The 25,876-nt window shown below is 64.4% G+C and carries 18 protein-coding genes and 1 pseudogene; 14 read left to right on the forward strand and 5 right to left on the reverse strand.

The window, feature by feature from the left end:
• Positions 1-31: 31 nt before the first annotated feature.
• Positions 32-1,261, forward strand: a complete 1,230-nt coding sequence (gene mhpT / locus AB3X99_RS15970) for a 3-(3-hydroxy-phenyl)propionate transporter MhpT (RefSeq protein WP_368617467.1) — start codon at positions 32-34, stop codon at positions 1,259-1,261.
• Positions 1,262-1,280: 19 nt separating this feature from the next.
• Here mhpT and AB3X99_RS15975 read toward each other — a convergent pair whose 3' ends face one another.
• The 3 genes from AB3X99_RS15975 to AB3X99_RS15985 all read right to left on the reverse strand — a co-directional run bounded on the left by AB3X99_RS15975 (position 1,281) and on the right by AB3X99_RS15985 (position 4,236).
• The gene (locus AB3X99_RS15975; protein ID WP_368617468.1) at positions 1,281-2,243 is read right to left on the reverse strand and encodes a 2Fe-2S iron-sulfur cluster-binding protein; all 963 of its coding nucleotides are present in this window, start codon (positions 2,241-2,243) and stop codon (positions 1,281-1,283) included.
• A gap of 64 nt (positions 2,244-2,307) precedes the next feature.
• Positions 2,308-3,360 (reverse strand): Rieske 2Fe-2S domain-containing protein, encoded by a 1,053-nt coding sequence (locus tag AB3X99_RS15980; protein ID WP_368617469.1) that lies wholly within the window; start codon positions 3,358-3,360, stop codon positions 2,308-2,310.
• Between the two features lie 105 nt (positions 3,361-3,465).
• Positions 3,466-4,236 carry a GntR family transcriptional regulator gene (locus tag AB3X99_RS15985; protein ID WP_368617470.1) on the reverse strand — a complete coding sequence of 257 codons (771 nt, stop codon included), beginning with the start codon at positions 4,234-4,236 and terminating at the stop codon, positions 3,466-3,468.
• A gap of 274 nt (positions 4,237-4,510) precedes the next feature.
• On the opposite strand from AB3X99_RS15985, the gene AB3X99_RS15990 reads away from it, so the two are divergent.
• The 5 genes and pseudogenes from AB3X99_RS15990 (at position 4,511) to AB3X99_RS16010 (ending at position 13,195) form a co-directional block, all read left to right on the forward strand.
• Positions 4,511-5,788: an MFS transporter gene (locus AB3X99_RS15990; protein ID WP_342948205.1), complete on the forward strand. Its 1,278-nt coding sequence runs from the start codon at positions 4,511-4,513 to the stop codon at positions 5,786-5,788.
• A gap of 159 nt (positions 5,789-5,947) precedes the next feature.
• Positions 5,948-7,020 (forward strand): annotated as a pseudogene (locus AB3X99_RS15995) (porin).
• 398 nt (positions 7,021-7,418) lie between these two features.
• A complete protein-coding gene (locus tag AB3X99_RS16000) occupies positions 7,419-8,654 on the forward strand; it encodes an MFS transporter (RefSeq protein WP_368617471.1) in 1,236 nt (411 codons plus the stop codon).
• Between the two features lie 336 nt (positions 8,655-8,990).
• Positions 8,991-10,235 carry an ABC transporter substrate-binding protein gene (locus tag AB3X99_RS16005; protein ID WP_368603263.1) on the forward strand — a complete coding sequence of 415 codons (1,245 nt, stop codon included), beginning with the start codon at positions 8,991-8,993 and terminating at the stop codon, positions 10,233-10,235.
• Complete coding sequence (locus AB3X99_RS16010) at positions 10,232-13,195, forward strand: EAL domain-containing protein (RefSeq protein WP_368603208.1); 2,964 nt, start codon at positions 10,232-10,234, stop codon at positions 13,193-13,195. Before AB3X99_RS16005 ends, AB3X99_RS16010 begins: the two co-directional genes overlap by 4 nt.
• Positions 13,196-13,372: 177 nt before the next feature.
• Here the strand turns inward: AB3X99_RS16010 and AB3X99_RS16015 are convergent, their stop codons facing one another.
• Together AB3X99_RS16015 and AB3X99_RS16020 are read right to left on the reverse strand one after the other, a co-directional pair.
• Positions 13,373-14,164: a 3-hydroxybutyrate dehydrogenase gene (locus tag AB3X99_RS16015; RefSeq protein WP_368617472.1), complete on the reverse strand. Its 792-nt coding sequence runs from the start codon at positions 14,162-14,164 to the stop codon at positions 13,373-13,375.
• Positions 14,165-14,188: 24 nt separating this feature from the next.
• A complete protein-coding gene (locus AB3X99_RS16020; RefSeq protein WP_368617473.1) occupies positions 14,189-15,589 on the reverse strand; it encodes a GntP family permease in 1,401 nt (466 codons plus the stop codon).
• A gap of 358 nt (positions 15,590-15,947) precedes the next feature.
• Here AB3X99_RS16020 and AB3X99_RS16025 point away from each other — a divergent pair, with 358 nt between their 5' ends.
• The 8 genes from AB3X99_RS16025 to AB3X99_RS16060 all read left to right on the forward strand — a co-directional run bounded on the left by AB3X99_RS16025 (position 15,948) and on the right by AB3X99_RS16060 (position 25,836).
• Entirely contained in the window at positions 15,948-17,405 is a 1,458-nt protein-coding gene (locus AB3X99_RS16025) for a sigma-54 interaction domain-containing protein (RefSeq protein ID WP_368617474.1), read from the forward strand.
• Positions 17,406-17,632: 227 nt separating this feature from the next.
• Positions 17,633-18,535, forward strand: coding sequence for a ribokinase (gene rbsK, locus AB3X99_RS16030; RefSeq protein WP_368617475.1), 903 nt, complete (start codon positions 17,633-17,635; stop codon positions 18,533-18,535).
• Positions 18,532-18,930 carry a D-ribose pyranase gene (gene rbsD, locus AB3X99_RS16035; RefSeq protein ID WP_368617476.1) on the forward strand — a complete coding sequence of 133 codons (399 nt, stop codon included), beginning with the start codon at positions 18,532-18,534 and terminating at the stop codon, positions 18,928-18,930. The genes rbsK and rbsD overlap by 4 nt, the downstream gene beginning before the upstream one ends.
• 19 nt (positions 18,931-18,949) lie before the next feature.
• Complete coding sequence (locus AB3X99_RS16040) at positions 18,950-20,449, forward strand: sugar ABC transporter ATP-binding protein (RefSeq protein ID WP_368617477.1); 1,500 nt, start codon at positions 18,950-18,952, stop codon at positions 20,447-20,449.
• Positions 20,450-20,494: 45 nt separating this feature from the next.
• Positions 20,495-21,454, forward strand: a complete 960-nt coding sequence (locus AB3X99_RS16045) for an ABC transporter permease (protein WP_368617478.1) — start codon at positions 20,495-20,497, stop codon at positions 21,452-21,454.
• Between the two features lie 106 nt (positions 21,455-21,560).
• Positions 21,561-22,523: a ribose ABC transporter substrate-binding protein RbsB gene (rbsB, locus tag AB3X99_RS16050; RefSeq protein ID WP_368617479.1), complete on the forward strand. Its 963-nt coding sequence runs from the start codon at positions 21,561-21,563 to the stop codon at positions 22,521-22,523.
• 196 nt (positions 22,524-22,719) lie between these two features.
• Positions 22,720-23,751 carry a substrate-binding domain-containing protein gene (locus AB3X99_RS16055; RefSeq protein ID WP_368617480.1) on the forward strand — a complete coding sequence of 344 codons (1,032 nt, stop codon included), beginning with the start codon at positions 22,720-22,722 and terminating at the stop codon, positions 23,749-23,751.
• Between the two features lie 123 nt (positions 23,752-23,874).
• Positions 23,875-25,836 carry an amylo-alpha-1,6-glucosidase gene (locus AB3X99_RS16060; protein ID WP_368617481.1) on the forward strand — a complete coding sequence of 654 codons (1,962 nt, stop codon included), beginning with the start codon at positions 23,875-23,877 and terminating at the stop codon, positions 25,834-25,836.
• The last annotated feature ends 40 nt before the right edge of the window (positions 25,837-25,876 follow it).

Raw genomic sequence — 25,876 nt, forward strand, 5'->3', positions numbered from 1 at the left:
GCGACATTCCATTACAAAACGAGGAGGCAACGTGTCGTCATCGACTACGCAAGTGAGCGCGCGCACGGCGGCGGGCACCGCATGGGTGTTGGGTTTGTGTCTGATCGTGGCGGTGCTGGAGGGCGTCGATCTTCAGTCGACGGGCGTGGCCGCGCCGCGCATGGCGCGCGAGTTCGGTCTTTCGGTGAGCCAGATGGGGCTCGCGTTCAGTGCGGGCATGCTCGGGCTCCTGCCCGGGGCGATGATCGGCGGACGCCTCGCCGACCGCATCGGGCGCAAGCGCGTGCTGCTGCTCTCGATGGTCGCGTTCGGCGTGTTCTCGATCTTCACCGCCCATGTGTGGAGCTTTGCCACGCTGCTGGTGGCGCGCGTCTTGACCGGCGTCGGCCTTGGCGGCGCCATGCCGAACCTGATCGCGCTTTCGGCCGAAGCCGTGGCGCCGCGGCTGCGCAATACGGCGGTCAGCATCATGTATTGCGGCATGCCGCTCGGCGGCGCGCTCGCGGCGCTGATCGGCGTGCTCAGTGCGGGCGACACCGAATGGCGGCATATCTTCTATGCGGGCGGCGTCGGACCGCTCGTGGTCGCGCCGCTGATCCTCGCCTGCCTGCCCGAATCCGCGGCCTATGAAGCGGCCTCGAGCCGCGCGCAGTCCACGCAGAGCGGCCCGCCGCCCACGTGGCGCGTGCTGTTCGGCGACGGCCGCGCCGCGGTGACCGCACAGATCTGGATCAGCTTTTTCTGCACGCTGATCGTGCTGTACTTCCTGCTCAACTGGCTGCCCTCGCTGATCGTGAGCCGGGGCCTCTCGCGCAGCCAGGCCGGCGTCACGCAGATCTTCTTCAACGTGGGCAGCGTGATCGGCGTGCTCGGCATCGGCATGCTGATGGACCGCGTCAGGCCCGGGCGAGTCGTCGCGGCTGTCTATGCCGGCATCGCGATTTCGCTTTTCATGCTCGCGGGCGCGGGCAACCTGTTCTGGATCTCGGTGTCGGTGCTGCTCGCGGGCATGGGCGTGGTGGGCGCGCAGTCGATGCTCTATGCGATTTCCGCGGCGAGCTACGCGACCGTCATGCGCGGCACCGGCGTGGGCGCGGCAGTGGCGGTGGGCCGCGTAGGGTCGATCGTCGGTCCGCTCGCGGCAGGGCAGTTGCTGGCGGGCGGCGCGAGCGCCACGACGGTGATAGGCGCAAGCGTCCCGGTTACGGTGGTGGCGGCGCTCGCCGCGCTGCTCGCGGTGAAGCGAGCGCGCGAATCCTGATGGGCGCCGCCGCGCCGTATCAGAGGTCGAGCACGAGCATGGGCGAGCGCGAGCGCGAGCAGCACGGCAGCAGCTGGTCGTTGGCGGCGCGCTCCTCGTCGGTCAGGTAGAGATCGCGATGGTCCGGCTCGCCGGATAGCACGCGCGTGATGCAGGTGCCGCATACGCCTTGCTCGCATGAGACCGGCACCTCGACGCCGCCCGCGCGCAACGCTTCGACGATGGTCGTGCCGGCCGGGATGTCGATCACGCGCTGGCAGCTCGCGAGGGTGACCTGGAAGGCGCCGTTCGTGTCCGCGTTCGCGCTCGCGCTCGCGCCTGCTTGGGCCGCGCCGAAGTACTCGCGGTGCACGTTCTGCGCGGGCCACCCCGCGCTGGTTGCGGCTGCGAGCACGGCGTCGATGAAGCCCGCAGGGCCACATACGTAGGCGTGTTTACCGTCGTGCGGAGCGCCAAGCACGCGCGCGAGGTCGATGCGTGCATCGGCGCCTTCGCTGTCGAAATAGAAGTGCGTGTGCTCGGCAAAACCCGCTTCGGCAAGACGCTCGCGAAAGGCGGCGCGCTGTGGGTCGCGCGTGCAGTAGTGCAGTTCGAACGGGCGGCCTTCCTCACGCAACTGCTCGGCCATGGCGATGAGCGGCGTGATGCCGATCCCGCCCGCGAGCAGGATGGTATGCGTGGCTTGTTCGTCCAGCGGGAAATGATTCTTCGGGCTGCTGATTTCCAGGTTCGTACCGGCGTCGAGCGCGTGCATCGCAACGGAGCCGCCGCGCGAAGCCGGGTCGCGCAACACGCCGATGTGGTAGGCGCCATGAACGGAGGGACGGTTGCAAAGCGAGTACTGGCGCACGAATCCATCCACATGGACGTCGATGTGCGCGCCCGCCGCGAATGCCGGAAGCGGTGCGCCGTCGGCGCTCGCCAGTTCGAACTCGCAGATGTCGGTGGCGACGGGAATCTTGCGCAGAAGGGTGACTTTCATGATGCGTTGGGGCAAGGGAAGGAGAGCGGCCGCGCGTGTCCGCGCGACCGTGGCTTTGGTCGAATCAGTCCGCTGCGGCAGTGGCCGTTGCGTTGCGTTCTGCCGCGATCAGCCGGTCGAGCACGCGGCGCGACTGCACGCCGCCGGCATCGATGTTGAGGCTCAGAATGCGGCGTTCGGGCCACGTGAGCAGATTGCGCTGCTGCGATTCGAGCATCTCGAGATCCTCCGAGAAGATCTTGCCCTGGCCCGTGCGGATCGTTTCGGTGAGCGCGTGATCGTGCACGGCGAAGCTGCGCGCCATGCCCCAGAAGTACCAGATCGACGTTTCGGTTTCCGGCGTAATGAAGTCGACGACGATGCTCGACGCCTTGTCGCGCGCATCGGCGTCATATCCGCCTTTGCCTGCGTGCGCCACGCCCACTTCGATCATCACGTGGCTGGGCGGCGAGAAGTGGCAGATTTGCCAGCGGTCGCAGGGCACGTTGTCGGCGAGGCCGTTGCCGCGCAGCGCTGCGGCCCAGAAAGGCGGCGGCATGATGTTGTGCATGAAGCGGCTGGTGGTGACCACGTCGCCGTTGACCGTGGTCTTGGGCGGTGCTTCCTCGATCTCGGGCTGGCCGATGCTCGAGGCGTGCACGTAGGTCTCGTGCGTGAGGTCCATGAGGTTGTCGACCATCAGGCGATAGTCGCACTGGATGTGATAAAGGCCGCCGCCATACGCCCACGCGGGATTGTCGGCCCAGTCGAGGTGATGGATCTTCGCCGGGTCGGCTTGCGCCGCATCGCCGGGCCATACCCAAATGAAACCGTAGCGCTCGACCGCGGGATAGCTGCGCACGGACGGAATGCCGCCCACACGCTGGCACGGCATGCTCACGCATTTGCCGCTGGCGCCCACGGTGAGGCCGTGATAGCCGCACACCAGATGCCCTTCGCGTACGCTGCCGAGCGAGAGCGGCGCGCCGCGATGCGGGCAGAAGTCTTCGAGCGCGGCGACGCCGCCTTCGGCCGTGCGCCAGAACACCATGCGCTCGCCGCAGATTTGCCGCCCAAGCGGCTTGCCGTCGATTTCATCGGGGGTGCATGCGACATACCATGCGTTTTTCAGGAACATATGTCTCCTCCAGGGCGCCTGGCTGCGCCTTCGTTCAGGGTGAGGGGCGGCACGCATGCCGCCGTTCGAATCAAGCCGTTTAACGAGCGCGTATACCGCGCGCCACTAGCGCGGATTGCGGCGAATGAGATTGCCGCCAATCAGCCTCGTCATGGCGCGCTGGTTGTCGAGCACGCGCTTGAGGTTTTGATGGGCGATATGCGAATGCTCGCGCATCAGCGCTTCGGCGCGCGCGCCTTCACGGCTTTCGATCGCTTCGAGCACGGCGCGATGCTGGGCTTGCGCGACGATCAGCGTTTCGCGCGCACGCGGGTCGAGCGACTGCACGACGACGAACGCGCTGGCGGATGCAAACGGCAAGGTGGCGACTTTCTCGATCTGCCGCGCCACCACTTCGCTGTCGGAAGCCGCGGCCAGCAGCCGGTGAAAGCGGCCATTCGCTTCGACATAGCGGGAGAAGGTTTCTTCGCTCAGCTCGCCCACGAGCAGTTCGTCGATCTCGTCGATGCAGTCGTGCAGGTCGCGGAACATCGAATGGGTGATGCCGCGCTCGGCGGCAAGGCGCGCAGCCAGCCCTTCGAGCGTGCCGCGCAGTTCGATCGAGTCGCGTATTTCATTTTCCGAAAACGAGCGTACGGCATAGCCGCCGCTCGGAATCGGCTCGAGCAGCCCTTCCTCCTGCAGGCGCATGAGCGCCGCGCGCACCGGCGTGCGCGAGACGCCAAGGCGCTCGACCACGCCCAGTTCGGAAATGCGCTCGCCCGGCGCGAGTTCGCCGCCGAGTATCAGTTCTCGCAGCCCGAGCTGGGCCTTGACGGTTTGCGAAGCGGCGGAGCCGGCGCGCGTGCTGGCGGAGGTGTCGTCGATGCCGTTCATGCGTAAGGAAGTGGTGAAAAGCGAATGGAGAAGCGGCCAGAGACTGCACCACGATGTGTACAGATTGTATACAGCGAATCGATCTATTCAATACAACTGTCGCGAAATACAGGGTAAACGTGGAAAAGTAAGCGGAAAGTAAAGAGAAATTGTGTACAACGAGGGTCTTTTTTGATTGACATCACTAGGTCAGGTTTCCTACGATCTCGCTCGAAGTTCGATAAACGAAGCGGAGTTCGTAATACGAACACGCAAGACAACCAAGGAGACAAACGTGACGAGGCAGGCCCAATCACATCATCCGCACGAACCACACGATCTGAAAAACGAACGCAGGACGCTGGTCCTGCTCGCCATCGGCTTCGGTCTGGTCGGGCTCGATCGCTGGATGATCGCGCCGCTCTTTCCCCACATGATGAAAGACCTCAACCTGAGCTACCAGCAGCTCGGCCAGTTGATCGGCATTCTCAGCATTGCGTGGGGCGTGTTCTCGATCCTCATGGGCCGCCTGTCCGACCGCATCGGCCGGCGCAAGATCATGATCGCGGCGATGGTGATGTTCTCGCTGCTCTCCAGCTTCTCGGGTTTCGCGACCGGCTTCGCAAGCCTGCTGCTCATTCGCGCGCTGATGGGCGTCGCGGAGGGCGCATTCACGCCCACCAGCGTGGCCTCCGTGGGCGAGGCCTCGCATCCGTCGCGCCGCGGGCGCAACCAGGGGCTGCAGCTCAGCATGTTCGCGCTGATGGGCCTGGGCCTCGCGCCGATCATCGCGACGCAGTTGCTGCGCGTCGTGCCGTCGTGGCACTGGGTGTTCGCGGTTTCCGCGGTGCCGGGCCTCATCGTGGCCGTGCTGATCGCGACGATGTTGCGTGACGCGCCGCAAATCAAGCCGGTGCACGCGGCGGTTGCGCACGCAACGGGCGGCCCGCGCTGGAGCGCGCTCTTCGCCAGCCGCAATGTCGTGCTCGCCATGCTGGCCACGCTGTGCGCGATGGCGGGCATCTTCGTGATCGGCGCGATGGTGCCCAACTATCTCGTGGACTATCTGCATCTCGACACCGCGCAGATGGGCTTTGTCGTGTCGGCGATCGGCTTCGGCGGCTTTCTCGGTGAGTTCGGCCTTGCCAGTCTCTCCGACGTTGCAGGGCGGCGGCTGACTTCGGTCGTCTCGTTCGCGGGCGCGGCGATTTCGCTCTATGTATTCGCCCGCGTCGGCGCGAACCCGTGGATGCTCTTTGCCGTCCTGTTCGTCGTGTCGTTCTTCGCGCTTGGCATGCTGGGCGTCCTCACCGGGCCGATCGCGACTGAAGCTGCGCCGGCGGGGCTAGTCGCCTCGGCCATCGGCATTACTTCGGGTGCCGGCGAGATTTTTGGCGGCGGCATCGCGCCGGCGATTGCCGGTTATGTCGCGCAGCACGACGGCATTCAGTTCACGCTGCAGTTCGCGCTCGGCGGGCTCATTTGCGGCATCTTCGTTTCGATGTTCCTGATCGAAACCGCACCGCGCGCGCTGGCACGCCGGTCGGCTCCGGTCGCACTGCAATCCGACTGATGTCGCGGTGACGGCGCCCCGGCGCCGTTACGGTTTCCCGAAGTTCGACGATTATTTCAATTAATAAGGCATCCGTAATAAAAGGATGCCGACAAAGAGATCAAGGTAAAGGAGACGTCAATGAAGAGCCTCGCACTGTGGTGCACGGCGGTATCGGTCATGGCTTGCGCCCAGGCACATGCGGAAGGCGGCCCGGCGGGCGACAGCGTGTTGCTGTACGGCATGGTGGACGCGGGCGTGTCGTGGGTCAGCAACCAGGGCGGCCACTCGGTGGTGAAGTTCGACGACGGCATTTTCACGCCGAACCTGCTTGGATACGCGGGCGCGAAGATCTGGGCGGCGGCTTGCACGCGGTGTTCGATCTCGTCGATCAATTTTCGATGGGGACGGGTTCGATCATCTCGGGTCAAGGGATCTTCGGGCGCAACGCCTACGTTGGCCTCGACAGCGACTAGTACGGCAGGCTCACGATGGGCAATCAATACGACTTCATGACCGATTCGCTGTTTTTCGGCCACGACGACGCGGCGATGGAAGTCGGGGGCCTCTACAACTTCCGCGCGGGCCCGTTTGCGAAGATCGCGATTCCGGGCAACCCACCCTTCGCGCAGCAGTTCGACTGGGACCGCATGGCCGGCGCCACGGTCGAGAACTCGGTCAAGTATCAATCGCCGAAGTTTGCCGGATTCAGCTTCGGCGGCCTGTACGGCTTTGGTGGCATTCCGGGTGCATTCGGACGCGGCAATACGGTCAGTGCCGGCGCGAATTACACCAACGGCGCGTTCGGCATGGCGGCCGCGTACACCGAAGCCAAATATGTGGAGACCGGCGAACCCGATGTCGGCATTCGCAACTGGGGCGTGGGCGCGCACTACGACTTCGGCAAGGTCATGGCGACGCTGCTGGTGACGACCGTGCGCAACACCTTCAACGGCGGCGCCATTGCCCAGGCCGAGGCCGGCGCGAACTGGCTGCTCGCGCCAGACTGGGCGATTGCCGCCGACTACATGTACATGAAGGGCAACGCGTATCTCGACAACAATCACGCGCACCAGATCACGGCCATCGTCGATCACTTCCTGTCCAAGCGGACGGTCGTGTATGTGGAGACCGTGTATCAGCGCACGAACGCCGGGGCTCAGGCGCTGATCAGCGGCGTGCTCGACCCCAACGGTACGTCGAGCGGTCCCAATCAGTTCATCGCCCGCGTTGGCGTGCAGACGCGGTTTTGAACCCAGGCGCCTGCGAGCGCCTCGCTTGACTTGATGGGCCGGTTTTCCGGCAATTCCTCACGGGGCGCTTTCCCGGCGCCCTTAGTCTCCTGTCCAGTGACCAGCAAAGCATCTATTCGATGCCTATATTGTCCCCAGAAAAATATCGTTTATTTTTCCGGCTCTGAAATGACATAATCACCGCCCCGCCGGCCCGCGCGGGGCAGGCCGCGTCACATTCCATTCATAACCCTTTTGTCGACCCCGCTAATCGCAGGGCCGCACGCGATGCTTTATTTGATGTTAATTTAAACGTCATTCCCGATTGACCATTTAAGCGGCGATTTTCCCCATTTTTGGTGCGAAATTGCCGAACAATGGCTTTTATTATTCGCCACACACAAAACAGTCATCGAAACATGAACGACCGTTCTCCCAATCTCGCGCCCGCGCCGCTCGAAGAGACGACACTGCGCCAGTGGCTGTCAGTCTTGGCCGTGGCGATCAGCGCATTTGCGTTCGTGACGTCCGAATTTTTGCCGGTCGGTTTGCTCACCGAGATCGCCCGCGACCTCGGCGTGACGCCGGGTACTGCCGGACTCATGGTGACCACGCCGGGCGTGATGGCGGCGATCTTCGCGCCGGGCCTGATGATGTTTGCCGGCCGCATGGACCGGCGGCAAGTCTTTCTCCTGCTCACGGCCATGCTGCTTGCGTCGAATATCGTCTCCGCGCTTGCGACGAATTTCACGTTCATGCTGGTTGGCCGCGCGATGCTCGGCGCGGCGCTCGGCGGATTCTGGACGCTTGCGACTGCAGCGGCGGGCCGCCTCGTGCATACGAGCGACGCCCCGCGCGCAACGGCCATCATCCTGACCGGCGTGACCTTCGCGACGGTGATCGGCGTGCCGCTCGGCACCTTTATCGCGGGTTTCGCGTCGTGGCGCATGTCGTTCTTCGTGACGGGCGGCCTCGTCGCGCTTGCGCTCGTTGCGCAGGCGCTGCTGGTGCCAACGCTTCCTTCCGCCGCCGCATTGCGTCTTGCCGATTTCGCCACGCTGCTGCGTCGCCCGCATGTGCGTCTGAGCATGCTGATGGTGGCGCTCGTATTCGGCGCGCATTTCTCGACGTACACGTTCATCGCGCCGCTGCTCCAGCAGGACTTCTCGATGAGCGCCATCACGCTGCTGCTGCTCGCGTTCGGCGTGATCGGCTTTTTCTCGAACGCGCTGACTTCGGCGGTCGTTGCCACGCGCCTGAAGCTCGCCGTGGCGACGATGACGGCGCTGCTGTTGTGCGCGCTCGCAGCGATGATTCTGCTCGACCACGTGCGAATTGGCGAGATCGCGGCGATGCTGATGTGGGGCGTGGCGTTCGGCGCGATTCCGCTGTGCTTCTCCGTGTGGATTCAGCGCGGCTCGGCCGATCTTGCCGAAGCGGGCTCGGCGATGTTCGTGAGCGTGATCCAGGTGGCGATTGCGCTTGGCTCGTCAGTGGGCGGCACGATCGTGGACCGCGCGGGCATACGTGCCGATCTGGTGCTCGGCTGCGCGCTCGCCGTGTTCGGACTCGTCACGCTGCATCGGCTTGCGGCAATGGAGCGGCCGGCGCGGGTCGCGGCGCTCGAATGCGAATGCAGCCCGTCGCTCGATTGAAACGATCGCAACGATTGATTCGAAAGCGACGCAAGGCGGCGACCCATCGACCTCGCCGCGCCGCGCTCCGGGTCTGCGCAAAGAGACCCGCTGCCATTGCACCACGTTAGCGCATCGCGCCGCGCTAACGTTTGCGAACGGGCATGATCGTTCGTCCGCAAGGCTCGCCAATTGTCGCGTGCCACGCTCACGCGCAACCCCCTCAAGTGACGCCCGGTTTCGGCCGATATGCAATGTGGTTCCCCTGCGTTCCGCGGGGTCCGCCATTCCCGAACTGAAAGCGAGCGTTACGTGCACGGAATCAAGTTTGCCTGGCTGTGGTCCGGTCTGATCGGCATGCTTTTGCTCCTGGGTTGCGATCAGCAGAACGGCGCCCAGAGCAGCAAGGCCGCGCCGGCACGGACCACCATCACCGCGCTGATCTGGGCGCCGGACTGGCCGGAGGAGATGCTCCAGATCGCCGCCGGGTTCGACAAGCTCAATCCCGATCTGCACGTGAACGTGCAGTTCATGGTCGGCAACTCGATCGAGGAGAACATCAAGCCGCGCGTGGCGGCGGGCACGCTGCCCGACCTCGTCAGCATCAATCCGAACGCCTATGCCGCCGAGCTGGCCGACCAGGGCGTCCTGACCGATGTCCGCCAGAGCGCCGCATGGAAGAACATGCTCGATCCACTCAAGGCTGACTGGACCAGTCGCGAAGGCAAGGGGTTCGGCATATCGGGCGGCGTGGCGACGACGATGATCTATTACAACCGCGCCATGTTCGCCAAGGCCGGCATCGACACGCTGCCGACGAATTTCGATGAGTTCCTGGCGGTGTGCGCGAGGCTCAAGCAGGCGGGCATGATTCCGGTGATGTGGAGCGGCGGCTTTCCGAACATGCTCGGCAACGGGCCGTTCGCTTCAGGCTTTGCCAATGATGTGGTCGCGCGCGAGCCCAACTGGAAAGAGAAAATGGCGGACGGCACGCTGAACCTCGATACGCCGGAGGCGGCCGATATCTTCGCCAAAATCGCATTGATCCCGGAGCGCGGTTACGCGCAGCCGTCGTTCATGACGACGGGGTACGACGAGGGCATTCGCCTTTTCAAGGAAGGCAAGGTGGCGATGGCGTTCCAGGGCAGCTGGTCAGCAGGACTCATGCTGCATGGAAACGATTTCTCGGTGGGCGTGTTCGTGCCGCCCTGGAACGCGCGCGGCGAACGCGTCGTGCCGGTGCTCGGCAGCGAAACGGGCTTTGCCGTTTGCGAAACGCCCAACAAGGCCGCGGCCATGCGTTTTCTGGAATTCATCGCCGGCAAGGGGTTTCCGATTCTTCAGCGGAAACGCCACAACATTTCGCCGTTCCAGAAAGGCATGGGGACCGTGGTGAGCGACGTGGAGATCGTCGACTACACGAACGCGCTCAGCCGTTATCCCGTCACGGCAAGCCCCTATTATTCGTCGCTTCCTTCCAATACGATTGAGCTGGTGCATGAATTGATGCAGGATGTGCTGCTCAGGAAAATTACACCCAGGCAGGCTGCGCAGCGCCTGGATAACTCGGTCAAGACTGAAGCGAAGATGCACTACAAATGAATGCAATCTCCGCACTGCTGCGACGCGCTTTCGACTACCTCTGCCAGGATTTGCTTCGACGCGTCGAGATTCGCTATCGACTGATTGCCGCTTTCATTCTGTTGGCGCTGTTGCCCATTATCATTTCGGGCTGCATTTCCTATGTGAAGTCGATCGCGGCGATCAAGGAAAATGCGGAGATATTTTCGAAAGAGGTGGTGAGGCAGGTTTCGAGAAATGTCGAGCTGCGCATGCACGAGATCGAAACGGAAAGCAATCTTCTCGTGCTTTCGGACCGGGTCCAGGGCGCACTGGCGAGAGCGGCGAGCGGCAGTGCGATGGAGCAGAGCGAGGCGCGCGAGGACATGACGCGTTTGCTGCTCGAGCATTATGGGTCGGTCGATTTCATCAACCAGAAATATTTGCTCGACCAGAAAGACCGGATTCTGGATACGCAGGCATTTGCGCAGTTGACTTCGGGTGTGACGGCGCTCGTCGGCATTGCGGAAGAATCGCATGAACGCACCTACTGGGGCAGCTACGACGATGGCGTGGGCCAGCAGAACCTGGGAATGGTGCGCGCCATCTACAACAAGAGCGACAACGCGAAGATCGGCAGTCTGGTTCTGGTCGTCCGCCCCGAATACTTCTCGACGATTTTCAACGACGTCGCCACGGGCAGCGGAACAGAGATTTACGTATTCGATGCGAGCGACAACAAGATCATCGTGGTTCCGAATCACGCCTCGTCGCCCAACCCGGGCGCCGCGCCCGAGCCCGGCCTGATCGAAGATATCGCGCGCCACCGCGTATCGGGCGAGTCGAGCCGGTTCGTCAATTTCGCGGCAAAGCGCGGCGGGCATTATCTTGCCGCCTACGCGCGCATTCCCGGCACGAGCTGGTTCGTGGTCAGCACGATCGCCGAACGGAATCTCACCGCGGAGGCGCAGGCCGTACGCAACCAGATCGTGGTGGTCGGCATTTCCGGGTTTCTGCTTTCCATTTTCCTTGCCTACTTTATTTCGTACAGCATTTCGGCGCCGCTCCAGGATCTGGTGCGCCGCATGCACGACACTGGCGAGGATGCCGGCGCCGTCGAGGACGATGGCAAGGACGGGGAAGGCCCGCCTGGCGGACCGGACGAACTGGCCCGGCTGGCGCAGCGCTTCGAGCGGATGCGCACGGCGATCAGGCAGAAGATTCACAAGATCAACGAAATCAATGCGTCGCTCGAACAGACTGTCGTCGACCGGACGGCGGAACTCGTCGCCCGCGAACGGGAGTCGCGCACGCTGATCGAGAATTCGCCCGATACGATCACGCGATATGACCGCGAGCTGCGCCGCATCTTCGCCAATCCGGCCTTTTGCACGTCGGCGGGATGCGATCTCGCCAGCGTGCTCGGCAAGCGGCCTTCGGAGCTTCCCGGCGGCGCCAATGCGCTGGTCTACGAAAGGAAGATCGGCGAAGTCATCGCGACGGGAAAAAGCGCGCAGTTCGAACTGCGGTGGGCAGGAAAGGACGGGCAGGAGCAATGCACTCACATTCGCATCACGCCTGAGATCGATCGTTCCGGCCATGTCACTTCGGTGCTGGCAGTCGGTCGCGACCTCTCCGACCGGATGGCGTTCGAGGCGACCATCTGGAAGCAGGCCAATTTCGATGCGCTGACGGGTCTGCCTAACCGGCAGCTCTTTCACGATCGTCTTACCGAGGAGGCCGCGCTCGCGCGCCGTTCGCAAAGGCGCGTGGCCCTGATGTTGATTGACCTCGACCGCTTCAAGGAGGTCAACGACTCGCTGGGGCACGACCGCGGCGACGTGCTGTTGATCGAGGCTGGTCGCCGTATCAGCGCGTGCGTGCGCAATCTGGATACCGTCGCGCGACTGGGCGGCGACGAGTTCACGGTGATCTTGCCCGATCTCGAAGACATGGACGCGGTCGAGCAGACCGTGCGCAATATCAATCGCAAACTGACTGAACCGTTCAAACTCGGCGCGGACGAGGTCTACATTTCGGCGAGCATTGGCGTCACCGTTTTCCCCGACGACACGGTTGAACTCGACGCCTTGTTCAAGAACGCAGACCAGGCCATGTACGCGGCCAAGAATGCCGGACGCAACCGCTTCAGCTACTTCACGCCCGACATGCAGCTGGAGGCGGAAACGCGCTTGCGCCTGACCAGCGACCTGCGTTCAGCGTTGCCTCGCAATCAGCTTCGGCTGGTTTATCAGCCGGTCGTCGACCTGGCAACGGGCCGGGTCTGCAAGGCGGAAGCCCTGTTACGCTGGCTGCATCCGGAGCGCGGCATGATCAGTCCGCTGGAATTCATTCCGCTGGCCGAAGATACCGGCCTGATCATTCCCATCGGCGACTGGGTGTTCAGGCAAGCCGTGCAGCAAGCGCGCATCTGGCGTGAGCAATACGATCCGTCGTTCCAGATCAGCGTGAACATGTCGCCGGTGCAGGTCCGCCAGGACAGCACGGTCGGCGTGCGGTGGCACGACTATCTCGATCGCGAGGGCATGCCGGGGCAAAGCGTGGTGGTGGAAATCACCGAGGGGCTGCTGCTGCAGGCCGAATCGAATATCGACGAGCGGTTGCTCGATTTCCGTCTGGCGGGCATCGGTATTTCAATCGACGACTTCGGTACCGGCTATTCCTCGCTGGCCTATCTCAAGCGCTTCGACATCGATTACCTGAAAATCGATCGCTCGTTTGTTCAGAACCTCAGCGTGGACGAAAACAATCAGGTGCTCTGCGAGGCGATGGTGGTGCTCGCACACAAGCTGGGAATCCAGGTCATCGCCGAAGGCGTGGAAACCGTCGAGCAACGGGATTTTCTCAAGTCGATGGGCTGTGATTTCGCGCAGGGCTATTTGTACTCGAAGCCGATCGAACCCGAGCAGTTCGAACAGGTGGTCTGGCCATTGATCGCGGAAGGCGCGGCGGCCGGGCAGGAGCGAAGCAATCGCAAATGAATCGATACGGCAGCATCGTATCGACTCACTGCGGAACGATACGAAATAATCAGCCAGCACATAAATCGGCGCGCTCAGGTGTTCTGTACGAAGACGTACGGAATACGCACGCCATGAAACTGCGGCGCATGGCGCGCGATTGACGCGTCGTACGTCGTTCGCGCGCCGCTGCCGTTTTTACTGCGCGAGCCAGCCGCCATCCACCTTGAGTTCGGCGCCGCGCATCTCGTTCGCCGCTTCCGAGCACAGGAAGGCCGCTACGCCACCGATTTGCTCGACCGTCGCAAAGCTTGCCGACGGTTGCTTTTCGCCGAGCAGTTTCAGCGTGGCGTCTTCGACGGACATGGCCTCGCGGTGAGCCAGGTCATCGATCTGCTTCTGTACGAGCGGCGTGAGCACCCAGCCCGGACAAATCGCGTTGACGGTCACGCCGCTGCGCGCGGTTTCCAGTGCGGCGACCTTGGTGAGCCCGATCACGCCATGCTTGGCCGCGACATAGGCCGACTTGCCGACCGAGCCGACGAGCCCATGTACCGACGCGATATTGATCACGCGTCCCCAACCCGTTGCGCGCATGATGGGAAGCACTGCGCGCGTCGCGTGAAACGTCGCGCTCAGATTGATCGCGATGATCTGGTCCCAGCGCTCCACCGGGAAGTTCTCGATCGTTTCGACGTACTGAATGCCCGCGTTGTTGACGAGAATATCGAGCCCGCCGAACGTGCTTGCCGCGAAAGTCACGAGGGCTTCGATCTCGGCAGGACGGCTCATGTCCGCGTTGTGATGCACGGCGCGCACGCCGGTCGCTTCGATTTGCGCGAGCGCGGCCGCCGGATCGCCGAAACCGTTCAGGACGATATTGGCGCCAGCGCGAGCCAGCGCCGTCGCAATGCCGAGACCGATGCCGCTGGTCGAACCGGTGACGACGGCGGTCTTTCCGGCGAGGGAGAGCGTGTTGGGGAGATGCATGGGTGGGCCTGGTGTAGTTGCCGGTTAGACGATGCCGGTCAGGTAGAACACGGCGATGACGAAGAAGACCGCGAGCGTTTTGATGATCGTCACCGCGAAAATGTCGCGATACGACTCGCGGTGCGTGAGGCCCGTAACCGCGAGCAGCGTGATGACCGCGCCGTTGTGCGGCAGCGTATCCATGCCGCCGCTCGCCATTGCCACCACGCGGTGCAGCACTTCCATCGGGATGTGCATGGCCTGCGCGGTCTTGATGAAGGTGTCCGACATGGCGGCGAGCGCGATGCTCATGCCGCCCGATGCGGAACCCGTGATACCCGCGAGCGCCGAAACCGACACGGCCGCATTCACGAGCGGATTCGGAATGGCCTTGAGCGCATTGCCGACCACGAGGAAGCCGGGCAGCGCCGAGATCACGCCGCCGAAGCCATACTCGGATGCCGTATTGAGCGTGGCGAGCAGCGCGCCGCTCACTGCGGCCTTCGTGCCGATCGCGAAGCGTTCCTTCACGCGGCCGAACGCCGTCACGATGACGAGCAGAATGCCGAGCAGCAGTGCGCCCTGCACGGCCCAGATGGCGACGACGCTCTTCACGGCCACCGTCACGGGCGCGTGCATGCCGGGCAGCACGTCGGGCGCGACGGTGAAGCTTTCGCCGTACCACTGCGGAATCCACTTCGTCAGCAGGAAGTTGGCGACGCCAACGAGCACGAGCGGCGCGATGGCCAGCGCCGGATGCGGCAGATTGCCGGTCTCGACGCGCTCCGGTTCGTTCACGAGCGACGTGCCATAGCCTTCGCCCTTCGCCATGGCGCTGCGGCGGCGCCATTCGAGGTACGTGAGACCGACCACGATGATGAAGATCGAGCCGATCACGCCGAGCCAGGGCGCGGCCCACGCGGTGGTCTTGAAGAACGTGGTGGGAATGATGTTCTGGATCTGCGGCGTACCGGGCAGCGAATCCATCGTGAACGTGAACGCGCCGAGCGCGATCGCACCGGGCATGAGGCGCTTCGGAATGTTGCTCTGGCGATAGAGTTCGGCGGCGAACGGATATACCGCGAACACCACGACGAAGAGCGAGACGCCGCCATACGTGAGCAGCGCGCAGACCGCGACGATCACGGCATTGGCGCGCGAGCGGCCAATGTAGCGGATCGCGGCGGCCACGATCGCCTCGGAAAAGCCGGATAGTTCGATAACCTTACCGAACACGGCGCCGAGCAGGAAGACGGGGAAGTAGAGCTTGACGAAGCCGACCATCTTTTCCATAAAGATGCCGGAAAACACGGGGGCGACGGCGGAGGGATCGATCAGCAGCACGGCGCCCAGTGCGGCGATGGGCGCAAAGAGAATGACGCTGTAGCCGCGGTAGGCCACGAACATCAGGAACGCCAAAGCGGCGATCACAATCACAAAGGACATCTTGTCTCCAGTTGGTTTATTCGTGCAGGTCTGTTTGTTGTTCGCGCGCGCCGAAGCCGGCGCGACCGCGCAATAGAGCACGATGTGTGCCAGCGGGCGGAGAGCCTTGCGCGAAGCGGAGGGCGAACCCGCTGCGCGGGGCGCAGGGGTGCGCCGGGATGCTTGCGGCGGCTGCGAGTCGCAAAACTGAGACGAGTTAGGCGAAGAAAGCGCGGCGCCGCTTGCCACCCCCGCGCGCCAAGCCGGGAGATTTCAGGGGACGTGGCGCAATCTCACTTCTGAGATAATGCGTCCCGCAAATGAGAATCCACTGGTCGTGACGGGCTACGTCAGGGCCGCGATCCAGGAAAAGCACCGAATGGAAATTGAAACGACCGCGCTGCTGGCCGACTACGACCACGTGCGCAAGCTGGCGATGCAATCGCTCTTTCGATCACTCGACAAGTTCAGCGAAGGCACCGTGATCGTCGATCGCAACGCGCGCGTGGTGTGGATCAACCGGGACTACGCGGCGCGCTTCGGCTTTGACGACCCCACAGCCGTGATCGGTCTCGATTGCGAAGCCGTCATTCCCAACAGCATGATGCGCGACGTCGTGAAGGGGGGCGAGCCCATTCTGCTCGACATTCTCGAGACCGATCGCGATCCGATCGTCGTCACGCGTTTGCCGATCAAGGACGACAACGGCGAGACGATCGGTGCTGTCGGCTTCGTGCTGTTCAACGAACTCAAGGGACTGTCGCCGCTCTTTAGCCAGTACGCACGGCTGCGAGCCGAACTGATCAGCACGCGTCAGTCGCTCGCGCAGGTGCGTCGCGCGAAGTACAGCTTTTCGAGCTTGATCGGCACGAGCGCCGCAAGCCTCGAAGTGAAGCGCCAGGCGCGCCGGGCCGCGCGTCTCGCCTCGCCGGTGCTGTTGCTTGGCGAAACCGGCACGGGGAAGGAGTTGCTCGCGCACGCCATCCACGGCGCGTCCGGACGCGCGGACAGTCCGCTCGTGACGGTGAACGTCGCGGCGATTCCCGACACGCTGCTGGAACTGGAATTCTTCGGCGCGGAGGCGGGCGCGTACACGGGCGCGGAGCGCAAGGGGCGCATCGGCAAGTTCGAGCTGGCTCAGGGCGGCACACTCTTTCTCGACGAGATCGGCGACATGCCGCTCGCGCTGCAGGGCAAATTGCTGCGGGTCTTGCAGGAGCAGGAGTTCGAGCCGCTCGGCTCGAATCGCATCGTGCGCACCGACGTGCGCATTATCGCGGCGACCTCGGCGGATCTGCCCGCACTCGTGGCGCAGGGCCGGTTTCGTGCGGACCTCTACTATCGCCTCAACGTACTAATGATTCGTGTGCCGCCGCTGCGCGAGCGCCTGGCGGACATCGAGGCGATGGCGTATTCGATTCTCGACAAGCTCGCGGTGGAGAGCGGCGCGGGGCATCTCGAACTCGACAAGGACGCGCTCGCGGTGCTGTGTGCGTATGGCTGGCCAGGCAACGTGCGTGAGCTGCGCAATACGCTCGAGCGCGCGGTGTTGCTATCGGACAGCGAGCGCATCGATGCGCGCTCGCTCGCGCGCTTCATCGGCGATGGGCGTGGGCAGCGCCGCGACGAAGAGACGGGCACTCAGCACGATACGCAGGACGACACCGGCGTGCCGCAGTATCAGCAGTACGACGAAGCAATGCGCGATTGCGAACGCCGCTTCCTGACCGAAGCGTTGCGCGCGGCCGGCGGCCAGGTGACGAAAGCCGCCGCGCAGATCGGCATGGCGCGCGCGACGCTGTACCGGCGGATCGTCGCGCTAGGTATCGAGGTGTGATGCGCAAGAATCGCGTCGCGGGCCACCACCGCGCCGGATTCGTATAGAGCCGGTGCCCCACTACGGCCGGCCCACCAGTAATCGGGGACATATTGTCCTGCGCATCCGGTTATACCCTGGGTCTATTTCACACGCGTGAGCACTCTGGTATAACTGCGCTCCCAAGCTGATTACGTTTTAGCACGGCAAAAAACCGCAGGCGCGGCAAGCCGTCGAAAGGGAGTGCAATGGCGCGCGTAGTGGTGGTGGGCAGCATCAACATGGACATGGTCGTCACGACCGACACGTTTCCCCGGCTCGGCGAGACGCTGTTCGGCACGCATTTTTCGACCCATCCGGGCGGCAAGGGCGCGAACCAGGCAGTCGCGGCGGCGCGCCTTGGCGCCGAGGTGACGATGATCGGCTGCGTCGGCGCCGATGCGTTCGGCGGCGAGATGAAAGCGACGCTGGCGCGCGAAGGCGTCGATATCGCCCACGTGAGCACGGGCCGCGAGGCGACCGGCATCGCGTCGATCACGCTCTCGGGCGGCGATAACGCGATCCTCGTCGTGCCCGGCGCAAACCACGAGCTTTCGCCCGAGGACATCGACCGTGCAAGCACCGCGATCGCGCAGGCCGACGTCGTGCTCGCCCAACTCGAAGTGCCCTACGCAACGGTGCTGCATGCCGCGCGGCGCGCTCGCGAACACGGCAAGCCGTTCTTTCTCAATCCCGCGCCCGCAGTCGAACTGAGCGGCGAACTGCTCGAACTGACTACGCTGCTCACGCCCAACGAGCATGAACTCGCCACCGCGCTGCAAACGCCGGAAGGCGCGTGGGCCGAGGTCATCGCGCGCTCGCCCATGCGCATCGCCATGACCCACGGCAAAGACGGCGCGTACTACGCCGATGCCAATGGCGCGCTCGTGCATCAGCCGGGATTCACCGTCGAAGCCGTCGATACGACCGGCGCCGGCGACACCTTCAACGGCGCACTCGCGGCGTTCTGGCATCTCGGCATTGGCGAGGCCGTGCGGCGCGCGAACGCGGCAGGCGCGCTCTCGGTGACGCGCGCCGGTGCGCAGGGCGGCATGCCCACGCTCGCCGAACTCGAAGCCTTTCTGAACACGCAAGCCCGAGATTCGCAGTGAAAAAACACGGACATCTGAATCGCGACATCGCACGCGTGCTCGCCCGCATGGGCCACACCGATAGCCTCGTGATCGCCGACTGCGGCCTGCCCATTCCCGACGGTGTGGAATGCATCGACGTTTCGCTCGCGGTGGGCGTGCCCGACTTCTTCGCCGTGCTCGACAGCGTGCTCGCCGACTTCAAGGCCGAGCGCGCGGTGTTCGCGAGCGAGGCGCAGACGCATAACGCGGCCGTGGTGGCGCGCAGCCGCGAGATGGCCGCCACGCACATCGCCGTGGAAACCGTGCCGCACGAAGCATTCAAGCGCCGCTGCCGCGAGGCGAAGGCGGTGATCCGCACCGGCGAGTGCAGCCCCTACGCGAATGTGATTTTGCATTCGGGCGTGATCTTCTGAGAGGTCCAGGATGCAAGTGATGATGCAGGGGATCGGCAAGGCGTTCGGTCCGGTTCGGGTGCTCGAAGGCGTCGATTTCCGCATCGAGGCGGGTGAGATCCATGCGCTGATGGGCGAGAACGGCGCCGGCAAATCGACGCTCATGAAGATCCTGAGCGGCGTGTATCAAGCCGATGCAGGCGAGATCCTCGTCGATGGGCGCGCGGTGCAGATCCGCAGCACCGTCGAGGCCGAACGCGCGGGCATTGCCATCATTCACCAGGAATTGAACCTCATCGCGCAGTTGACGGTGATGGAGAATTTGTTCCTTGGCCGCGAGCCGAGCCGCTTCGGCATGGTCGATGTCGCGACGATGCGTAAAGAGGCGCGCAAGTGGCTCGACAGGGTCGGCGCGCAGCGTATCGATCCGCAGACCGAAGCAGGGCTGCTCTCCATCGGTCAGCAGCAACTCGTGGAAATCGCCAAGGCGCTGTCGCTGAACGCGCAAGTCCTCGTGATGGACGAGCCGACCGCCGCGCTCACGAACCGCGAAATCGAAACGCTCTTCGAGATCATGCAGTCGCTCAAGGCGAGCGGCGTGGCGATCGTCTACGTTTCGCACCGCATGGAAGAGATATTCCGCGTGTGCGACAAGATCAGCGTGCTCCGTGACGGCCATTTCGTCGGCGAACGCGCGATTCGCGACACCGGTTTCGACGAGATCGTGCGCCTGATGGTGGGCCGCGAGATCGGCGAGCGTTTTCCGAAACGCAGCCATGCACCGGGCGACGTGCGCATGCGCGTGGCCGGTCTGGCGGATGAAGGCCATATCGAAGGCATTACGTTCGACGTGCGCGCGGGCGAGGTGCTCGGTATCGCCGGACTCATGGGCGCCGGGCGCAGCGAGATCCTGCGCACGCTGTTCGGCGCGAACCGCAAGAGCGCGGGCACGGTCACGCTCGACGGCAAGCTGCTCGAGGTGCGCGACGCGTCCAGCGCGATTGCGGCGGGCATTGGCTTCGTCACGGAAGACCGCAAGCGTCAGGGGCTCGTGCTCGGCATGTCGGTGCGCGAAAACGCGACGCTCGTGCATCTGGATCAGTACGCCACCCTCGGCTTCGTCAACGAGCGCGCGGAGCGCAGCGCCGTCGACGGTCTCATCGAGCAGTTGCGTGTGCGCACGCGCGACGCCGAACTCGACGTCAAGGCGCTTTCGGGCGGCAATCAGCAGAAGGTCGTGTTCGCGAAGTGGCTGGCGCAGCCGCCGAAGGTGCTGCTGCTCGACGAGCCCACGCGCGGGGTGGACGTGGGCGGCAAAGCCGAGATCTATACGATCATCAATCAGCTCGCGGCGCAGGGCGTCGCCATCGTGATGGTGTCGTCCGAGTTGCCCGAAGTGCTGGCCATGAGCGACCGCATTCTCGTCATGCATCAGGGACGCCAGAACGGCATCTTCGAGGCGGCCACGGCCACTCAGGAACTGATCATGACGGCGGCAGCCGGCGGCCAGGCGAGCGCTGCGCAAGCCGTGGCAGCCTGAGCGAAGGCGCTTACTCACATACACTGCAAACCAGCGAGACATGACATGTCGCAAGTGACCCTTACCCCCGGCAGCCGGGCGACGCTGCAAAAGCTCGGACCCTTCGTAGCACTGCTGATCATCTCCGTGGCGCTTTCGATCGTGAGCCGCGATTTCCTCACGCTCGACAACCTGCTCAACGTGATGCGCCAGGCGTCGATCAATGCGCTGATCGCGTTCGGCATGACGCTCGTGATTCTGCTCGGCGGCATCGATCTCTCGGCGGGCTCCGTGCTCGCGCTTTCCTCGGTGATCATCGCGACGCTGCTGAGCACGGGCACGCCCGCTATCGTCGCGACGCTCGCCGGCCTCGTGGCTGGCGGCCTGATGGGCTTCGCCAACGGACTCGTCATCAGCAAGGGCAAGGTCGCGCCGTTCATCGCCACGCTCGGTTCGATGACGGTGCTGCGCGGCCTCGCGCTCGTCGTGTCGAACGGCAGCCCGATCAGCAGCTTCAACAGCGACTTCTTCTCGCTGCTGGGCGGCGGCTATGTCGCGCGCCTCGTGCCGATTCCCGTCGTACTGATGCTCGCGATGTTCGGCGTGTTCTGGGTCCTGCTGCGCAAGACCGTGTTCGGCCGCCATATCTACGCGACGGGCGGCAATGCCGAATCGGCGAAGCTTTCGGGCGTGAAGGTCGATCGCATCCAGCTGTGGGTGTACACGATCGCGGGCGTCATGTCGGCGCTCGCGGGCGTGGTGCTGACTTCGCGCCTGAACTCCGCGCAGCCGACCGCGGGCACGGGCTACGAGCTCGACGCCATCGCAGCGGTCGTGCTGGGCGGCACGAGCCTCACGGGCGGTCGCGGCTGGATCTTCGGCACGCTCGTGGGCGCGCTGCTGATCGGCGTGCTCAACAACGGCCTGAACCTGCTCGACGTGTCGTCGTTCTATCAGCAGGTCATCAAGGGCATCGTGATCCTGCTCGCCGTGCTGATCGATCGCGGCAACAGGAAGTCGTCGTAATCCCCAGGCTGCGCCACGCTTCATTCGCCCGGCGCGGCAGTTTGGCATCAATAGGTATCCTGAGATTTTATCTCCACACACTCCACATATAACGAGGAGGAAGACTATGCATAAGCACAATTCGCCGTCGATTTCGAAACTCTTTGCGGCGCTCGCCGCCGGTTCGCTGGTGCTGGGCCTCGCGGCCTGCTCGAAGGAAGGTCCGGGCAGCACGGCCGATGCGGGCGCGTCGGCGGCGCCGGCTTCGGGCGGCGCGGTCACAGTCGGCCTGTCGATCTCGACGCTCAACAATCCGTTCTTCGTCTCGCTCAAGAAGGGCGCCGAAGACGAAGCGAAGAAGGATGGCGTGACGCTCATCACCGTCGACGCGCAGAACGATCCGGCGAAGCAGCAGGCGAGCGTGGAGGACCTGATCGAGAAGAAGGTCAACGTCATCCTCATCAACCCGACCGATTCTTCGGCCGTGGCCAACGTCGTGAAGGAAGCGACGAGCAAGGGCATCAAGGTGATTTCGCTCGACCGCAGCGTGAACGGCGCGGAAGTCAGCTCGCATATCGCTTCGGACAACAAGGCGGGCGGCAAGATGGCTGCCGGTTTTCTCGCCGACAAGTTGGGCGGCAAGGGCAACATCGTCGAGCTGCAGGGCATTCCGGGTTCGTCGGCGGCCAACGAGCGCGGCGCCGGTTTCGACGATGAAATCGCGGCAAAGGGCGGCGTGAAGATCGTCACGAAGCAGCCCGCCGACTTCGATCGCGCCAAGGGCCTTTCGGTGATGGAAAACATCATCCAGAGCAACAAGGACATTCAGGGCGTGTTCGCGCAGAACGACGAAATGGCGCTGGGCGCGGTCAAGGCGCTGCAGGCTGCGGGCCTGAAGAACGTGGCCGTGGTCGGCTTCGACGCCACCGACGACGCGATCGCCGCGGTCAAGTCCGGCCAGATGGCCGCGACCGTGCAGCAGCAGCCCGAACTGATCGGCCAGTATGGCGTGCAGGCCGCGAAGAAGGTGGTCGACGGTCAGCCGGTCGACAAGTTCATCCCGGTGCCGCTGAACCTGTACAAGCAGTAAGCACGTTTTCAGGCGCGCGCGAGCGTAGTACCATCGGACGCGAAGACTTCGCGACCGCGCGCACTTGAGAGTGACTGCGCGCCCCGTGCCACACGGGGCGCTTCGTTTTGGGCCTTGCCCTGGCTTGCAGCCGCAGCGCCGGCGCTTCGCTCCCGCGTTCACCCGATCCCCAACCCACATCCAGCAGGAACGCCGCGTGTCCCAGTTCGAGCGTCTGACTATCGACGACATTGCCCGCCTCGCGGAGGTTTCGCGGACCACGGCCAGCATGGTGCTCAACGGCAACGCCGAGCGCTACCGCATCTCGGCGGCCACAGTCGAGCGTGTGCTGCAGGTGGCGAGGGACCATCATTTCACGCCGTCGCAATCGGCGCGCGCGCTGCGCTCGCGGCGCAGCAACACGATCGGCCTCGTGATTCCGGATCTGACCAACTCGGCGCACGCCGCGCTCGCCCAGGCCATGGAATGGCAATGCCGCGAGCGCTACCGTTATCAGCTCGTGATCGTGACGAGCGACGAAGATCCGGTGCGCGAGACCCACGGTCTTGCGCATCTGGTCGCGCAGCAGGTGGATGGCGTGGTGGTCGTGCCGTGTACGGCCGAAGCGCCGCGCTACGACAAGTGGGTCAAGCGTCTGCCGATCGTGTTCGCCGACCGCCGCGTGGCGACGAGCGCGATTCCCTATGTAATTACCGACGCCGCTGAAACGGTGGCGGCTCTGGTGGGCGAGACGATCGAACAGGGCGCACGGGAAGTAGTGTTCTTCGGTGGCCAGCCGGAACTTTCCCCGAGCCGCGACCGCCTTGCGGGCTATCGGCTCGCGCTAGAGCGGCACGGCATTGCGGAGCAGGCCGACTGGGTGTATCAGCGCGATTACCAGCGAGAGTCGGGCTATGCGCTGATGAAGGCCTGGTTCGAAGCCCATGGGCGCTACCCCGAGGCGCTGTTCGCCGGTTCGATCACGCTGCTCGAAGGCTTGCTGGCGTTCGTGAACGAAGCGCATCAACTGGCCCAGGCGCCGGGCCGCCTGATGACCTTCGACGATCATCAACTGCTCGACTGCCTGCCGCTTCGCATCGACGCCATCGTGCAGGACAGCGCGCAACTCGCGGAACATAGCCTGCGTTGCGTGTTTTCACTGCTCGAAGGCGAAGGCGCGCCCGAGTCCATTCAGGTGCCCGCGCAGATCCATTACCGGCAGCGGCGCGGGCGGCCCGAGCCCCGCTAACCCTGCACGCACGTAAACAATTTCGCGATGTTCACGTCGCCCGCGTCTTTCGACTCGCTTTCTGGCTGCTCCGCGCCGACGGGAGTATCGTTGCGCAGATGATCCACGAGGGTAGGACAACCGATGACGCGTCTTCACAGCCCCATCGATGCGCAGCGCGTCGACGACGAATGGCTCGAAGCGGACGGCGCCGGCGGATTTGCATCCGGCACAGTCGGCACCGCGCGTACGCGCCGCTACCACGCGCTGCTGCTCACAGCTATGCAGCCGCCCACGAACCGCGTGGTGCTCGTCAACGGCATCGAAGCCTGGCTCGAGGACGGGGAGCGCAAGACCGCGCTGACGATGCAGCGCTACGCCCCCGATCTGCTCTATCCCGATACCTCGGGGCGCATCGCGAGCTTCGACACCTCGCCGTGGCCCACGTGGCGCTACCGGCTGGACGGCGGCGCCGTGCTCACGGCAGAAGTTTTCGTGGCGAAGGCGAGCCGCGAAACCGTGCTGCGCTGGCGGCTCGATGCACCCTCCGGGGCTGGCGTTGCCGTGCTGAAAGTCCGCCTGCTGATCTCGGGCCGCGACTATCACGGGCTGCACCACGAGAACCCCGCGTTCGACTTCAACGCCCAGATCGACGGCGAGCACGTGCGCTGGCAACCGTACGGCGATCTGCCCGCCATCGTCGCGCGCTCCAACGGCTGCTATACGCATGCGCCGGACTGGTACCGCAACTTTTGCTACCCGCGCGAACGCGAGCGAGGGCTCGACTACATCGAGGATCTCGCGACGCCAGGCGTATTCACGTTTGATCTGGGCATAGGCGATGCGGTGATACTGTTGCACGCGCAACCATCTTCGGGTGCGCCGGATGCCTCGCTCGACAGCAACGATAGGGCCGCGAGCCGCGCGCAGCTGCTCGCCGGCATCGAAGAAGCGCGCCGGGCGTCGCTCGGCTCGCGTCTGCAGCGTTCGGCCAATGCCTATGCCGTTGCACGAGGCGAGGGCCGTACGATCGTCGCGGGCTATCCGTGGTTCACCGACTGGGGCCGCGACACGTTCATCGCCATGCGTGGCCTGCTGCTCGCGAACGAGCGCTGCGAGGAGGCGGGCGCGATCCTGCTCGAATGGGCGGCGACCGTTTCAGAGGGCATGCTGCCAAACCGTTTTCCCGACGCAGGCGGCGCGCCCGAATACAACTCCGTCGACGCATCGCTGTGGTTCGTCGTGGCGGTGCACGACTACTTTGCGGCCGGGAACGTGCCGCACGAAGCGCGGCATGCGCTCCAGGGCGCCGTCGACGCCATCCTCGAAGGCTATGCGCGCGGCACGCGCTACGGGATCGCAGCCGATCCGCGCGACGGCCTGCTGCGAGCGGGCGTGCCGGGCGTGCAGCTCACCTGGATGGATGCGAAGGCGGGCGACTGGGTGGTCACGCCGCGCATCGGCAAGCCGGTGGAAATACAGGCGCTGTGGATCAATGCGCTGCGCATCGGCGCGGCGTGGGATACGCGCTGGCGCGAATTGGAAGCGCGCGCAAGCGCCTCGTTTGCCGGGCGCTTTGTCGATCCGTCGACGGGCGCGCTGTTCGACGTGGTCGATCTCGATCACGTGGACGGTACGGTCGATTGCTCGATTCGGCCGAACCAGATCTTCGCGGCAGGCGGTCTGCCGTTCGCGCTGCTCGAAGGCGATGCGGCGCGCGCGGTCGTGGCGCAGGTCGAAGCCAACCTGCTCACGCCCATGGGGCTGCGCACGCTCGCGCCGTCTGACCGCGCGTATCGCGGGCAGTACCGTGGCGAGGTGCTGCAGCGCGACGGCGCCTATCATCAGGGCACCGTCTGGCCCTGGTTGCTCGGCCCCTTCGTGGATGCCTGGCTGCGCGTGAACGGCGATACCGCGGCGCAGTGCGCGCTCGCTCGCGAGCGGTTCGTCACGCCACTGCTCGCGCATCTCGACCGCGCCGGGCTCGACCATGTTTCCGAGGTCGCCGATGGCGATGCGCCGCACCGGCCTGGCGGCACACCGTTCCAGGCATGGTCCCTCGGCGAATTGCTGCGCATCCTCAAACGGCTCGGCGATGGCGGCTAGCGCCTACCCGTAGCGCGGCGCATGCGCCCGGCGGCCAAAC

Source organism: Paraburkholderia sp. BR10882, from assembly GCF_040948855.1.
Lineage (GTDB): Bacteria > Pseudomonadota > Gammaproteobacteria > Burkholderiales > Burkholderiaceae > Paraburkholderia > Paraburkholderia nodosa_A.